Origin of the sequence: Acinetobacter sp. YH01008 (genome assembly GCF_013420435.1) — a bacterium.
GTDB classification, from domain to species: Bacteria; Pseudomonadota; Gammaproteobacteria; order Pseudomonadales; family Moraxellaceae; genus Acinetobacter; species Acinetobacter pseudolwoffii.
Window position 1 is genome coordinate 1 of sequence record NZ_VOYD01000041.1, and the last position, 14,100, is coordinate 14,100.

12 protein-coding genes and 4 pseudogenes are annotated in these 14,100 nt (G+C 48.6%); 7 read left to right on the plus strand and 9 right to left on the minus strand.

Features of this window, described 5'->3' with window-relative positions; all coding sequences use genetic code 11:
- Window positions 1-144 precede the first annotated feature (144 nt).
- From sul2 to FTT75_RS14305, 3 genes are all read left to right on the plus strand, one after another.
- Window positions 145-960, plus strand: a complete 816-nt coding sequence (gene sul2, locus FTT75_RS14295; protein ID WP_001043260.1) for a sulfonamide-resistant dihydropteroate synthase Sul2 — start codon at window positions 145-147, stop codon at window positions 958-960.
- Window positions 961-1,046: 86 nt separating this feature from the next.
- The gene (locus tag FTT75_RS14300) at window positions 1,047-1,295 is read left to right on the plus strand and encodes a phosphoglucosamine mutase (RefSeq protein WP_071830581.1); all 249 of its coding nucleotides are present in this window, start codon (window positions 1,047-1,049) and stop codon (window positions 1,293-1,295) included.
- A gap of 61 nt (window positions 1,296-1,356) precedes the next feature.
- Window positions 1,357-1,821: an ATP-binding protein gene (locus FTT75_RS14305; RefSeq protein ID WP_071830580.1), complete on the plus strand. Its 465-nt coding sequence runs from the start codon at window positions 1,357-1,359 to the stop codon at window positions 1,819-1,821.
- Window positions 1,822-1,894: 73 nt separating this feature from the next.
- Here FTT75_RS14305 and mph read toward each other — a convergent pair whose 3' ends face one another.
- The 7 genes and pseudogenes from mph to FTT75_RS14350 form a co-directional block, all read right to left on the minus strand.
- A complete protein-coding gene (gene mph / locus FTT75_RS14310; RefSeq protein ID WP_071830579.1) occupies window positions 1,895-2,782 on the minus strand; it encodes an Mph(E)/Mph(G) family macrolide 2'-phosphotransferase in 888 nt (295 codons plus the stop codon).
- Between the two features lie 673 nt (window positions 2,783-3,455).
- Window positions 3,456-4,949, minus strand: a complete 1,494-nt coding sequence (locus FTT75_RS14320) for an IS91-like element ISVsa3 family transposase (RefSeq protein WP_001120888.1) — start codon at window positions 4,947-4,949, stop codon at window positions 3,456-3,458.
- A gap of 210 nt (window positions 4,950-5,159) precedes the next feature.
- The gene (locus FTT75_RS14325) at window positions 5,160-5,384 is read right to left on the minus strand and encodes a hypothetical protein (RefSeq protein ID WP_000743213.1); all 225 of its coding nucleotides are present in this window, start codon (window positions 5,382-5,384) and stop codon (window positions 5,160-5,162) included.
- Entirely contained in the window at window positions 5,381-6,118 is a 738-nt protein-coding gene (locus FTT75_RS14330; RefSeq protein ID WP_001366550.1) for a recombinase family protein, read from the minus strand. The genes FTT75_RS14325 and FTT75_RS14330 overlap by 4 nt, the downstream gene beginning before the upstream one ends.
- A 148-nt stretch (window positions 6,119-6,266) precedes the next feature.
- Window positions 6,267-7,433, minus strand: coding sequence for a tetracycline-inactivating monooxygenase Tet(X3) (locus FTT75_RS14335; RefSeq protein WP_024160783.1), 1,167 nt, complete (start codon window positions 7,431-7,433; stop codon window positions 6,267-6,269).
- 189 nt (window positions 7,434-7,622) lie between these two features.
- Entirely contained in the window at window positions 7,623-8,288 is a 666-nt protein-coding gene (locus FTT75_RS14340; protein ID WP_015060916.1) for a tyrosine-type recombinase/integrase, read from the minus strand.
- 284 nt (window positions 8,289-8,572) lie between these two features.
- Window positions 8,573-9,142 (minus strand): annotated as a pseudogene (locus FTT75_RS14350) (transposase); the annotation flags it as partial.
- Window positions 9,143-9,651: 509 nt separating this feature from the next.
- On the opposite strand from FTT75_RS14350, the gene FTT75_RS14355 reads away from it, so the two are divergent.
- On the plus strand, window positions 9,652-9,891 hold the full coding sequence (locus FTT75_RS14355; protein ID WP_001353740.1) for a BrxA family protein: 240 nt from the start codon (window positions 9,652-9,654) through the stop codon (window positions 9,889-9,891).
- A gap of 187 nt (window positions 9,892-10,078) precedes the next feature.
- Here the strand turns inward: FTT75_RS14355 and intI2 are convergent.
- A pseudogene (gene intI2, locus FTT75_RS14360) lies at window positions 10,079-11,056 on the minus strand (class 2 integron integrase IntI2).
- A gap of 331 nt (window positions 11,057-11,387) precedes the next feature.
- Between intI2 and dfrA1 the strand changes: the two are divergent.
- The 3 genes and pseudogenes from dfrA1 (at window position 11,388) to aadA1 (ending at window position 13,373) form a co-directional block, all read left to right on the plus strand.
- Entirely contained in the window at window positions 11,388-11,861 is a 474-nt protein-coding gene (gene dfrA1, locus FTT75_RS14365) for a trimethoprim-resistant dihydrofolate reductase DfrA1 (protein ID WP_000777554.1), read from the plus strand.
- A gap of 94 nt (window positions 11,862-11,955) precedes the next feature.
- The gene (sat2, locus tag FTT75_RS14370) at window positions 11,956-12,480 is read left to right on the plus strand and encodes a streptothricin N-acetyltransferase Sat2 (RefSeq protein ID WP_000704156.1); all 525 of its coding nucleotides are present in this window, start codon (window positions 11,956-11,958) and stop codon (window positions 12,478-12,480) included.
- 57 nt (window positions 12,481-12,537) lie between these two features.
- Window positions 12,538-13,373 (plus strand): annotated as a pseudogene (aadA1, locus tag FTT75_RS14375) (ANT(3'')-Ia family aminoglycoside nucleotidyltransferase AadA1).
- Window positions 13,374-13,663: 290 nt separating this feature from the next.
- Here the strand turns inward: aadA1 and FTT75_RS14380 are convergent.
- Window positions 13,664-14,100: pseudogene (locus FTT75_RS14380) on the minus strand (IS6-like element IS26 family transposase); the annotation flags it as partial.

Genomic DNA, 14,100 nt, shown 5'->3' on the forward strand with positions numbered 1-14,100 from the left:
TGTTCCATTTTAGAGATTTGTTTAAGATAAGATATAACTCATTGAGATGTGTCATAGTATTCGTCGTTAGAAAACAATTATTGTGACATTATTTCAATGAGTTATCTATTTTTGTCGTGTACAGAGATTATTATAGAAGCCCCCATGAATAAATCGCTCATCATTTTCGGCATCGTCAACATAACCTCGGACAGTTTCTCCGATGGAGGCCGGTATCTGGCGCCAGACGCAGCCATTGCGCAGGCGCGTAAGCTGATGGCCGAGGGGGCAGATGTGATCGACCTCGGTCCGGCATCCAGCAATCCCGACGCCGCGCCTGTTTCGTCCGACACAGAAATCGCGCGTATCGCGCCGGTGCTGGACGCGCTCAAGGCAGATGGCATTCCCGTCTCGCTCGACAGTTATCAACCCGCGACGCAAGCCTATGCCTTGTCGCGTGGTGTGGCCTATCTCAATGATATTCGCGGTTTTCCAGACGCTGCGTTCTATCCGCAATTGGCGAAATCATCTGCCAAACTCGTCGTTATGCATTCGGTGCAAGACGGGCAGGCAGATCGGCGCGAGGCACCCGCTGGCGACATCATGGATCACATTGCGGCGTTCTTTGACGCGCGCATCGCGGCGCTGACGGGTGCCGGTATCAAACGCAACCGCCTTGTCCTTGATCCCGGCATGGGGTTTTTTCTGGGGGCTGCTCCCGAAACCTCGCTCTCGGTGCTGGCGCGGTTCGATGAATTGCGGCTGCGCTTCGATTTGCCGGTGCTTCTGTCTGTTTCGCGCAAATCCTTTCTGCGCGCGCTCACAGGCCGTGGTCCGGGGGATGTCGGGGCCGCGACACTCGCTGCAGAGCTTGCCGCCGCCGCAGGTGGAGCTGACTTCATCCGCACACACGAGCCGCGCCCCTTGCGCGACGGGCTGGCGGTATTGGCGGCGCTGAAAGAAACCGCAAGAATTCGTTAACTGCACATTCGGGATATTTCTCTATATTCGCGGTTCAGCAGGCATGTCCCCTTTGAGGGCGACCCGACGACAGGATAATCGACCTTATGGTGCGCAAATATTTCGGCACAGACGGTATTCGTGGCAAAGCCAACGAAGGCGCGATGACGGCGGAAACCGCCTTGCGCGTCGGCATGGCGGCTGGCCGTGTCTTTCGTCGCGGTGACCACCGCCATCGTGTCGTGATCGGCAAGGATACGCGCCTGTCGGGCTATATGCTTGAACCCGCGCTCACAGCCGGTTTCACCTCGATGGGCATGGACGTATTCCTTTTTGGCCCGCTGCCGACAACGTAATAGGAAGAATAAACGCCCTTTTCACCCAAGTCCAAATTAATTTGCCGATTCCATAATCAGGGTGTATTACAATTCCATAGAGTTTTTCAATCCAGGTGGTTTAGCTGATAACTTAACGATTGATCAGCTTCTTCGTGAAGATTACTCGCCATGGGCGCGCAATAAAAGGATATCTGCCACGTTCAAAGAAGCGCATTTTATTGAAAAATATGGGTCAGGCATCAAACGAATCCAAGAAGGCTTCGCATCCTATGGTCTGCGTCCCCCTGTCTTTGAAAATTTCCAGCACGGTTTTCGAGTTATTGTCTCATCAAAGCTACTTTTCGAATCTAATGAGGGAGTAAGTGAGGGAGTAAATCTACTATTTAATCAGATAAGAACTAATCCAGGAAAGCGTGCACCATTTTTAGTAAACGAGCTATTAGTTCCTGTCAAGATAGTAGAGCGGTGGCTCAAAATCTTAAGAGATGATCATAAAATCGAGTTTCGAGGAGCTCCTAAAAGTGGAGGATACTGGCTAAAATAGAAATCAATGATACTCTTAAGTGGCACCAATCGAACTCCTATTTTAGCATTTAAAAAAGTATCCTCACATCATTTTATTGAACAATACCTAAGGCTGCTCTGGCGGCATTGATATGATTATCGTCGTTGCACTCTACCGCAAAAGCGCCATATGCTAATGGAGCTGCAGCAGCCCTCTCTATAGATTGTTCGTAGAGCCTATCCCATATCGTTCCGCCTTGTTTAGCATACTCCGTTATCAAACTCTTCAGGCTATCCTCTCCAAAAACCGATACGTGACCAGAAAAGTCCAGTGCAGGATCACCCATATGCGCAGTAGACCAATCTATGATACCAGAGGTCTTACCTTCCTTCGAGGTTAAGACATGCCCTGCATAGAGATCGCCATGGATGAAACAAGTGAATTCAGGCCACAAAGGGTCATTGTCCAACCATCTACGGTATCTGTTTTCCAACGGCTCGCTGATACCTATCTCAGATTTCACCAAGTGGATACGGTCAGCTATTTCGGTCCTCAATTCACTTGGAGTCATTATTTTCAAGTTGCTCTTTCTCACATCGTCAGCTGTAATACGATGTAATTCGGCCAATGATTTTGCCAGAGACTCCACATAAGCTATGCTATCGCGATCTATGTTCCAAGAAACCTCATGTGTTATCGCATCGAATGTCAGAGCAGGCGCATCCTCCAGTAAAGGGTAGGCTATTAGGCGCTCCGATACAATTTTCCAATCAGGGACATTGATCGACAGGTTTCTTTTGGCTAAATCCAATATTCTACTTTCATTTTCGATTTGTTCAAGCATATCGCTTCTTCGAGGTATACGGAGTACCCAGTTCTCACCGTTTACTTCCTTTACAAAGGCAACTCTAAAGTCGATGCCCATCTCATTGACGCTCATCTCTTCCGAAATTCTCAGCCCATGCTCTAGGGCTAATGTTTGCATATCTTCGATTGTCATTTCTATACTGTTTTCTTTTATTAAATTGGTACCAGTTCCCCCGACAGGACATTCTGAATGTCATATACAGGTGTAACACTTTACCCATATTCTTTTCGTATGGATAACACTTCCCATCAGGGAACAAAAATCTGATACATGAATTAATTGTGAGACAGTAGACCTACTGTCGCATTGAAGCCATCTCGGCGACTATTTGATTAGGAAAACCAAGGCTTTGCCATCATAGCCTTATCATAGAAGTATAACATAGTTGTAAAGATAGAAAATTATTTTTTATTCATCCATGATGTTATTATTTTATAATAACATCATCTAAACATGTCCTGTCGCTCTTTTGTGCTGTGATATTTCATACCTATTAACTGCTTTCGTTTGAATTATACGACGTTCTACTCACAATAGGGCAAGGGTTACTCATTCCGTAGGATGCGGTTCACGTATAGGAAGAATAAACGCCCTTTTCACCCAAGTCCAACAGCTTTGGACCGCAGTTGACTCTTTCGACACCCCTGCGATGCAACCCAATCCGGCTGACGGGGAGCCAGCAACGCTGAAAATTTACCCTCCTCTTTCCCACTAGCGGCTCCTTTTCCGACAACCAGCACGGCGGATCCCTGCCGCGGCGCTGTGAACGCAGCATTTTGATTGGTATCGTTGGCCTTCAGGCTCGTCAGTCAAACAGACCCAGGAGCAGCTCAGCCGGTGGCGCCCGGCTTTCGGGTAACGCCCTGGTCCCGCTGGTTTCGGCTTTGTGCTTCAGGTGATCAAGGATCTGCTTGATCACTATAGGGTCTTCAATGCAGGCGATGACTTTCATGGCGCCGCCGCAGCCGCTGCAGGTCTCGATGTCGATATTGAAAACACGCTTGAGCCGTTGCGCCCATGTCATCGACGCTCGCCGTTGTGCTGGTGTTGCCGGTTCATCAGCCACCCTGACCTTGTTGCCCCTGCCCCGTTTTGCCGGCGTGACCAACGCCCGGTGCCGACTGTTGGGTGCGAACACCCCGTGGAAGCGGGTTAGGTTGACTCTGGGCTTCGGTACCAGGGCGGCCAGCCTTGCAATGAAATCCAATGGTTCGAAAATGACGTGCGTGGTGCCGTCCCGGTACGGCGTCTTGAGCTGGTAGCGCACGTTGCCGCCTCGTGTTAACGACAGCCGCTTCTCGGATACCGCCGGGCGGCTGATGTACCGGCACAGCCGTTCGAGCTTCTTGCGTTCATCGGCCCTGGCCGCCACGCCGGCGTGCAGGCTGGACCCGGCTACCTTGCCAATCCCGTCACCGAACGGATCACCACTGGTCGGCAGAGTTTGCAAAGTGAACACCTTTCGCCCCGCCTGTGAACCGACAGCGATACGGTAAGTGATCGAGTGCCCCAGCAGGGGTGTCATCGGGTCGTCATCCACCGCATCCGAGGCCAGATAGCTGTTTTCGACATCCCGTTCCAGCAGGCCTTGCCGTTCCAGATAGCGACCCACCCGGTGGGCGATGGTGTGCGTCAGCTGGGTGAGCTCTGGGCTGGTCGGCGCCTTGACCCAGCGGAAACGCGCTGAGCCGTGGGATTGCTCGACATACACACCGTCGAGAAACAGCATGTGGAAGTGAACATTCAGATTGAGCGCCGATCCAAAACGCTGGATCAGGGTGACCGCGCCCGTCTTGGCCACTTGGTGGGTATGGCCCGCTTTCTTGACCAGGTGCGTGGCAATGACGCGGTAAACGATGCCCAGCACCCACCCCATGATCTCGGGCCGGCTGGCAAACAGGAAACGCAGCTGAAACGGGAAGCTCAACACCCACTGACGCATGGGTTGTTCAGGCAGTACTTCATCAACCAGCAAGGCGGCACTTTCGGCCATCCGCCGCGCCCCACAGCTCGGGCAGAAACCGCGACGCTTACAGCTGAAAGCGACCAGGTGCTCGGCGTGGCAAGACTCGCAGCGAACCCGTAGAAAGCCATGCTCCAGCCGCCCGCATTGGAGAAATTCTTCAAATTCCCGTTGCACATAGCCCGGCAATTCCTTTCCCTGCTCTGCCATAAGCGCAGCGAATGCCGGGTAATACTCGTCAACGATCTGATAGAGAAGGGTTTGCTCGGGTCGGTGGCTCTGGTAACGACCAGTATCCCGATCCCGGCTGGCCGTCCTGGCCGCCACATGAGGCATGTTCCGCGTCCTTGCAATACTGTGTTTACATACAGTCTATCGCTTAGCGGAAAGTTCTTTTACCCTCAGCCGAAATGCCTGCCGTTGCTAGACATTGCCAGCCAGTGCCCGTCACTCCCACTCGATTGTAAACAAGCACACAAAACCCTTTAGTGACAACAATTTGCAAGAACTATCAGGCTCAGTGCCATGAAAAATACCATGACCAGATCATGAGGTTGAACACGGCTTGCGCCGGCAGCGTTCACGCTCCTGGTCGGCGATCTCGCCCGGCTGCAATGCTAGCTCAGCATCGGTCATGCGCTCCAGCACGTCGCGTAGGCGGATGGTGCAAGGAATGGGCGGCAGCTCGAACTCATAGCCGCCGGCGATCATTTCGGCCGCAATCTCCTCGGTGATGAAAAACGGCTCGTCGTCTTGGTTCGGCTTCTTCATGCCCTTTCCTCCTGGCGCTCATCCTGGCCGACAGCGGCCAGGGCATCGGCTTCCGTCAATGCGTCCTCCACGAACGCGCCGTGCTGCTTCGCTTCGGCCTGGCTGACCTCGGCCCATATCCGTTTCACCTGGGCCGCACTGTACCCGGCCAGCTCGGCGGTCTTGTTGATGCTGTAGCCGGACTTGCGCAGCGCGACAACTTGGGCGCGGCGCTTCGGATCAGCACGGCGGCCCTTGTACCGCCCGGCCTGGCGGGCCAACTCAATGCCTTGGCGCTGGCGTTCGCGCCTGTCCTCGTAGTCGTCGCGGGCCATCTGCAAGGCCAGGCGAAAAAGCATGATCTGCACGGCTTCCAGCACGATCTTGGCGACGCCCTGGGCCTCGGCCGCCAGGTCGGATAGATCGACCACGCCAGGGACGGCCAGGCGTGCGCCTTTGGCCTGTATCGAGGCCACCAGGCGCTCGGCCTCGGGCAAAGGTAGGCGGCTGATGCGGTCGATCTTCTCGGCAATGACCACCTCGCCGGGCTGTAGGTCGCCGATCATGCGCAGCAGCTCAGGCCGGTCGGCGCGTGCGCCGGATGCCTTCTCACGGTAGATGCCGGCGACGTAGTAGCCGGCGGCCTTCGCGGCCGTAGTGATCGCCTCTTGGCGTTCCAAGTCCTGCGCGTCGGTGCTGACGCGCAGATAGACCCGCGCCACCATCGGCGCGGCTACTGGCTTCGTCCTGCGCATACTTGCGGGCTCCTTTGGGCATACTCAAATGCACCCATCTTAAACTGGCAGCTAATGTACAAAAGTTGATAGAAGCACACAAGTTCAATTTTGCACTTCTGCCCCACTATTGCAAAACTGCTTGTTAGTAGCCGTTTTTTCTTACTGTTTATAGATTCAATAATTTTTGAAACGAAAAATTGGGACTAAACATTTCGGTTTCGTTTTCTGTCGATTCGTCCTGCGTATCTTTTGCATAAACAAACATTTGTTGTTCGTAGTTTTCGATGGCATTTTCAATACTTGTAAATTCTCCGTTTGTAAGGTTTTCAGACAATATCAAAGCATCCAATAATCCCGTATTTACACCCTGTCCTGCAAAAGGCGACATCAAATGAGCAGCATCGCCAATCATTGTTATGGGTAATGGACGGTTACTTTTCCAATCATTGTTCAAAGGAAATTTCCTTGTGGGCAAGCATTGAAATGTTGATACCGAACGTATTAATTGTTTGTAAACTTCACTCCATTTGGAAAATCTTTTCAATAAAAAATCGGCAACGCTGTTTCTGTCCTGAAAATCTAAGGGAATTTTATTTTTCCATTCATCGGGCGTTTTAAAACTAATTCCTAAATACAATGCACCATTATTATTGGGATTGGCAAACAATAAAATGCCCTGATGTCCCGCCATTAATCGGTTGCCGTTGCATAGCTGAAAAAATCCGGGACAGTTTATTTCCGGTTGAAGAATATCAGCTTGGATGTTGAAAGTACCGGTTTCTTCAACTTGCGTGTCGGTAACAAAGCTCCTTATTTTCGACATTCCACCATTGGCAAGAATAACCAAATCTGCTGTTTCACTCGGTTTATTCTCAAAAGTTAGTGTCCACTTCTTCTTACCAGGTTCAAGCATAACAAGTTTTCTATCCCAAATAACCGTGTCGTTTTCTAAACTATTCAACAAGATAGCCCTTAAGTCATTTCTGTTTATTTCAGGATTGTCAAATCGATTTTCGGGCTTTACATTTTTTGTGGATAAAATATTGCCTTTTTCATCAGCAATATTTACACCCATTGGTAAGGCTAAGTCATAATAAGTTTGTAACAATCCCGCTTTTTTCATTGCTTCCTGACCTGAACCTTTGTGTAGGTCAAGGGTTCCACCAAAAATTCTTGCCTCTCGGTCGTTGTCTCTTTCGTAAACTGAAACGTCTATGCCGTTTTGCTGTAATAATTTTGCCATAGTCAGTCCAACGGGTCCACCACCAATTATTGCAACGTTCTTATCACTAAGTAAATTCATTTGTTTGTCTGTATCTATTCGCATTGTCATTCAAAAATGGCACATAACAAGTGGCTATACGCCAAATGGCGTATATATCCACTATATCTTATTTTGCTAAACCTTTCATTATCAGTGACAAATCCGTTTTCAACCGTTTACCGTTCGTTTCTACTCTCTCAAAAGGATTTATATTCATAGTGCTTTTTGTTAAGTTTTGCTCAAATATACAAATCCTTTCTATATATCTAACAAATCCATCGGACTTTTTAATTGTTCCATTCCCTTGGTGGTAATATGTGTATAAACCTCAGTTGTTTTACTGCTTGAATGACCTAACAACGATTGAATATAACGTAAACTCGTACCATTCTCAAGCAAATGCGTTGCAAAGCTATGTCGTAAGGTATGTACAGTAACTTCCTTTTGAATCTTTGCTTTTAAAACAGCTGCTTTAAAAATGTTTTGAATACTTCGGCTTGAGTATGCGCCACCTTTTTGACCTTCAAATAAATAATCTTTTGGTTTATATTCCATAAAGTATGTTCTTAAAATAATTAATGTTTTCTCAGATAAAATGGTATAACGATCTCTTTTTCCTTTTGACTGTTCTATACGAATTTGCATGCGCTTGGAGTCAATGTCTTTTATTTTCAGGTTTATACATTCAGAAATGCGCAAACCTGCCGAATAAATAGTCATCAGAATAGCCTTGTGTTTCACGTTTTCAATAGCGCGTAGTACCCGAATGGTTTCTTCTTCACTCATCACAACAGGAAGTGTTTTTTCTTTTTTTGGTCTTTCGATGAAATATGTTTTCCGTTGTCCACCCAAAACACGTTCGTAATAAAACTTAATCGCATTGATTGCCTGGTTTTGATAAGATATTGAAACTTTTCGCTCCATAACCAAATGTCGGAGAAATGATTGTATATGTCCTTCATTCAATCGATCGACGTATAGGAAGAATAAACGCCCTTTTCACCCAAGTCCAACAGCTTTGGACCGCAGTTGACTCTTTCGACACCCCTGCGATGCAACCCAATCCGGCTGACGGGGAGCCAGCAACGCTGAAAATTTACCCTCCTCTTTCCCACTAGCGGCTCCTTTTCCGACAACCAGCACGGCGGATCCCTGCCGCGGCGCTGTGAACGCAGCATTTTGATTGGTATCGTTGGCCTTCAGGCTCGTCAGTCAAACAGACCCAGGAGCAGCTCAGCCGGTGGCGCCCGGCTTTCGGGTAACGCCCTGGTCCCGCTGGTTTCGGCTTTGTGCTTCAGGTGATCAAGGATCTGCTTGATCACTATAGGGTCTTCAATGCAGGCGATGACTTTCATGGCGCCGCCGCAGCCGCTGCAGGTCTCGATGTCGATATTGAAAACACGCTTGAGCCGTTGCGCCCATGTCATCGACGCTCGCCGTTGTGCTGGTGTTGCCGGTTCATCAGCCACCCTGACCTTGTTGCCCCTGCCCCGTTTTGCCGGCGTGACCAACGCCCGGTGCCGACTGTTGGGTGCGAACACCCCGTGGAAGCGGGTTAGGTTGACTCTGGGCTTCGGTACCAGGGCGGCCAGCCTTGCAATGAAATCCAATGGTTCGAAAATGACGTGCGTGGTGCCGTCCCGGTACGGCGTCTTGAGCTGGTAGCGCACGTTGCCGCCTCGTGTTAACGACAGCCGCTTCTCGGATACCGCCGGGCGGCTGATGTACCGGCACAGCCGTTCGAGCTTCTTGCGTTCATCGGCCCTGGCCGCCACGCCTGTGGGCGGACAAAATAGTTGGGAACTGGGAGGGGTGGAAATGGAGTTTTTAAGGATTATTTAGGGAAGAGTGACAAAATAGATGGGAACTGGGTGTAGCGTCGTAAGCTAATACGAAAATTAAAAATGACAAAATAGTTTGGAACTAGATTTCACTTATCTGGTTAACTAATCTAGCTAACCTGCCGCTCAGCTTAGTACGATCCTATATCCAACTGATCATAATCCTTTCATCAGTATCCCAAATTAAATCCCCCTCCTAGACTGCCTCACCAACACTTTACAGTGATCCCGTATTTCCGGACAGGTGATTGATTTTTTTCGCTTGTACAGGTGTTAAGCCACAGTTATCTTGATGTGGACATTATGCATTGTAATAGCCCATTAACATGCGCTAAGAGCATAAATTAATATACAGTAACAAGCATTACGAGGTGCTAATGTTTGGAAAGCAGCCTCTTCCAACTACAATAATAAGTTAACTATCCTCCACCCACAAATAATTACAAATGACCCCTTTCCGCTATAACTCCGATCTCACCAGCGGCTCGCTACAAACCCGAGAGTGTCGCATTATTACTGGCTTGTTACTCCAAGAGCTTGATGAAGCTGCCTGGGATAAAGCCATGTATAAGGAAAATGTGCTTCAGAAACGCACGCAATCTACGGTAAGACGTATTTCTTCAGCGCTTAGAAAACGCCTAGAACACCTAAGCTCTGACTTTTGGGCTTTTGCGTTTTTATGTTAGGCATTGTCTGGCAACTGGAGGAAGTGTAATGACCATGAATGGTCACTGTGATTGACAGTATCTTGCTTAAACTTATCTGAACAATGGTAGAACTGGCTCATATTTATCCCCTCTATGATTGTTTATCTTTTTCACCATAAAAAGTATCAGGGGCTACTCAGGGCTACATAAAGATATTTATCTACTTTTACTGATTGATAAGTAGCATCAGTCCATCCGCAGGACTGGTGGTGCCGGCAAAATGCTGACCCAACACATGCGTATAGATTTGCGTGGTCTTAACATCGTTATGCCCTAAGAGTTCTTGCACAGTGCGAATATCACGCCCCGCTTGTAATAGATGCGTAGCAAACGAGTGACGAAATGTATGACAAGTGACACGCTTGCTAACGATGCCTGCTTTTTGTACGGCTGCCTTCAATGCCTTTCGCGCAACGGAGTCATGCAGATGATGGCGGCATAATTTGCCGTTATACGGGTGGTTGCAGAGCGTGCTGGAGGGAAAGACAAACATCCACGCCGCTTGTCGATAAGCAGAAGGGTATTTGTGATCTAAAGCAAAAGGCAGCGATGGCCCTACGCCTTGTAAGTTGTCGTCTTGCTGAATAAGCCGCGCTTGCTCAATGAGTTATTTTATTGCTGGGATTAGGCGCGTGGGCAGTAGGCTGTTTCTGCTTTTCCCACCCTTACCGTCATGCACAGTGATGCAGCCATTATCAAAATCAAAATCTTTAACCCGCAAACGCAAGCATTCATTAATGCGCAAACCTGCACCATACAGCAGCGTAAAAATAACTTGGTTGCGAGTATCCATAACCTGCAAAATGCGTTGCACTTCATTTGCAGAGATAACAGAGGGTAGCCGTCTAGGCTTGCTTGCAGGGATATAATCAATATCGCCCAACGGCTGTTGTAAAAACCTGTTGTACAAAAAAGCTAGGGCATTTAAAGCGATTTTCTGCGTGTTTATGGCTACATGTCTGCTGTTTGCTAAGCTGGATAAAAACAGCCTGACCTCTTCACTGCCCATGGTCTGAGGATGACGTTTTTTGTGAAACAGAATAAAACGCTTAATCCAGTGCAGGTAAGTTTTTTCAGTTTTCAGCGCATAACCTTTTTGTCGCATATCCGTGCGTATAGAATTTAAAAATGGACTGTTAGACATAAAACGCTCCTTGTCTTGCAACTGTCTGCCTATACAGCCTATTCTAGCTGGGATTTAAAAAAGTGCCTGTTTTTTACGCCTAGAGATGCTTGTTTACCGGTAGAGTTTTAATTTAATGCTAAATAAATTAAAATGTTATGAGTTCTTTGGGTGAGATAATGTGCATCGTGCAAGCAGGATAGACGGCATGCACGATTTGTAATAACAGAGTGTCTTGTATTTTTAAAGAAAGTCTATTTAATACAAGTGATTATATTAATTAACGGTAAGCATCAGCGGGTGACAAAACGAGCATGCTTACTAATAAAATGTTAACCTCTGAGGAAGAATTGTGAAACTATCACTAATGGTAGCTATATCGAAGAATGGAGTTATCGGGAATGGCCCTGATATTCCATGGAGTGCCAAAGGTGAACAGCTCCTGTTTAAAGCTATTACCTATAACCAATGGCTGTTGGTTGGACGCAAGACTTTTGAATCAATGGGAGCATTACCCAACCGAAAGTATGCGGTCGTAACACGTTCAAGTTTTACATCTGACAATGAGAACGTATTGATCTTTCCATCAATTAAAGATGCTTTAACCAACCTAAAGAAAATAACGGATCATGTCATTGTTTCAGGTGGTGGGGAGATATACAAAAGCCTGATCGATCAAGTAGATACACTACATATATCTACAATAGACATCGAGCCGGAAGGTGATGTTTACTTTCCTGAAATCCCCAGCAATTTTAGGCCAGTTTTTACCCAAGACTTCGCCTCTAACATAAATTATAGTTACCAAATCTGGCAAAAGGGTTAACAAGTGGCAGCAACGGATTCGCAAACCTGTCACGCCTTTTGTACCAAAAGCCGCGCCAGGTTTGCGATCCGCTGTGCCAGGCGTTAGGCGTCATATGAAGATTTCGGTGATCCCTGAGCAGGTGGCGGAAACATTGGATGCTGAGAACCATTTCATTGTTCGTGAAGTGTTCGATGTGCACCTATCCGACCAAGGCTTTGAACTATCTACCAGAAGTGTGAGCCCCTACCGGAAGGATTACATCTCGGATGATGACTCTGATGAAGACTCTGCTTGCTATGGCGCATTCATCGACCAAGAGCTTGTCGGGAAGATTGAACTCAACTCAACATGGAACGATCTAGCCTCTATCGAACACATTGTTGTGTCGCACACGCACCGAGGCAAAGGAGTCGCGCACAGTCTCATCGAATTTGCGAAAAAGTGGGCACTAAGCAGACAGCTCCTTGGCATACGATTAGAGACACAAACGAACAATGTACCTGCCTGCAATTTGTACGCAAAATGTGGCTTTACTCTCGGCGGCATTGACCTGTTCACGTATAAAACTAGACCTCAAGTCTCGAACGAAACAGCGATGTACTGGTACTGGTTCTCGGGAGCACAGGATGACGCCTAACAATTCATTCAAGCCGACACCGCTTCGCGGCGCGGCTTAATTCAGGAGTTAAACATCATGAGGGAAGCGGTGATCGCCGAAGTATCGACTCAACTATCAGAGGTAGTTGGCGTCATCGAGCGCCATCTCGAACCGACGTTGCTGGCCGTACATTTGTACGGCTCCGCAGTGGATGGCGGCCTGAAGCCACACAGTGATATTGATTTGCTGGTTACGGTGACCGTAAGGCTTGATGAAACAACGCGGCGAGCTTTGATCAACGACCTTTTGGAAACTTCGGCTTCCCCTGGAGAGAGCGAGATTCTCCGCGCTGTAGAAGTCACCATTGTTGTGCACGACGACATCATTCCGTGGCGTTATCCAGCTAAGCGCGAACTGCAATTTGGAGAATGGCAGCGCAATGACATTCTTGCAGGTATCTTCGAGCCAGCCACGATCGACATTGATCTGGCTATCTTGCTGACAAAAGCAAGAGAACATAGCGTTGCCTTGGTAGGTCCAGCGGCGGAGGAACTCTTTGATCCGGTTCCTGAACAGGATCTATTTGAGGCGCTAAATGAAACCTTAACGCTATGGAACTCGCCGCCCGACTGGGCTGGCGATGAGCGAAATGTAGTGCTTACGTTGTCCCGCATTTGGTACAGCGCAGTAACCGGCAAAATCGCGCCGAAGGATGTCGCTGCCGACTGGGCAATGGAGCGCCTGCCGGCCCAGTATCAGCCCGTCATACTTGAAGCTAGGCAGGCTTATCTTGGACAAGAAGATCGCTTGGCCTCGCGCGCAGATCAGTTGGAAGAATTTGTTCACTACGTGAAAGGCGAGATCACCAAGGTAGTCGGCAAATAATGTCTAACAATTCGTTCAAGCCGACGCCGCTTCGCGGCGCGGCTTAACTCAAGCGTTAGAGAGCTGGGGAAGACTATGCGCGATCTGTTGAAGGTGGTTCTAAGCCTCGTACTTGCGATGGCATCGGGGCAGGCACTTGCTGACCTGCCAATTGTTTTAGTGGATGAAGCTCGTCTTCCCTATGACTACTCCCCATCCAACTACGACATTTCTCCAAGCAACTACGACAACTCCATAAGCAATTACGACAATAGTCCATCAAATTACGACAACTCTGAGAGCAACGGCACTGTTGCAAAGTTAGCGATGAGGCAGCCTTTTGTCTTATTCAAAGGCCTTACATTTCAAAAACTCTGCTTACCAGGCGCATTTCGCCCAGGGGATCACCATAATAAAATGCTGAGGCCTGGCCTTTGCGTAGTGCACGCATCACCTCAATACCTTTGATGGTGGCGTAAGCCGTCTTCATGGATTTAAATCCCAGCGTGGCGCCGATTATCCGTTTCAGTTTGCCATGATCGCATTCAATCACGTTGTTCCGGTACTTAATCTGTCGGTGTTCAACGTCAGACGGGCACCGGCCTTCGCGTTTGAGCAGAGCAAGCGCGCGACCATAGGCGGGCGCTTTATCCGTGTTGATGAATCGTGGGATCTGCCACTTCTTCACGTTGTTGAGGATTTTACCCAGAAACCGGTATGCAGCTTTGCTGTTACGACGGGAGGAGAGATAAAAATCGACAGTGCGGCCCCGGCTGTCGACGGCCCGGTACAGAT

Excerpts from the sequence above, each read along its gene's own strand:
- sul2 (WP_001043260.1), top strand. The coding sequence starts at position 145 with ATGAATAAATCGCTCATCATTTTCGGCATCGTCAACATAACCTCGGAC.
- FTT75_RS14300 (WP_071830581.1), top strand. The coding sequence starts at position 1,047 with ATGGTGCGCAAATATTTCGGCACAGACGGTATTCGTGGCAAAGCCAAC.
- mph (WP_071830579.1), bottom strand. The coding sequence starts at position 2,782 with ATGACAATCGAAGATATGCAAACATTAGCCCTAGAGCATGGGCTGAGA.
- FTT75_RS14320 (WP_001120888.1), bottom strand. The coding sequence starts at position 4,949 with ATGCCTCATGTGGCGGCCAGGACGGCCAGCCGGGATCGGGATACTGGT.
- FTT75_RS14325 (WP_000743213.1), bottom strand. The coding sequence starts at position 5,384 with ATGAAGAAGCCGAACCAAGACGACGAGCCGTTTTTCATCACCGAGGAG.
- FTT75_RS14330 (WP_001366550.1), bottom strand. The coding sequence starts at position 6,118 with ATGCGCAGGACGAAGCCAGTAGCCGCGCCGATGGTGGCGCGGGTCTAT.
- FTT75_RS14335 (WP_024160783.1), bottom strand. The coding sequence starts at position 7,433 with ATGACAATGCGAATAGATACAGACAAACAAATGAATTTACTTAGTGAT.
- FTT75_RS14340 (WP_015060916.1), bottom strand. The coding sequence starts at position 8,288 with ATGGAGCGAAAAGTTTCAATATCTTATCAAAACCAGGCAATCAATGCG.
- FTT75_RS14355 (WP_001353740.1), top strand. The coding sequence starts at position 9,652 with ATGACCCCTTTCCGCTATAACTCCGATCTCACCAGCGGCTCGCTACAA.
- sat2 (WP_000704156.1), top strand. The coding sequence starts at position 11,956 with ATGAAGATTTCGGTGATCCCTGAGCAGGTGGCGGAAACATTGGATGCT.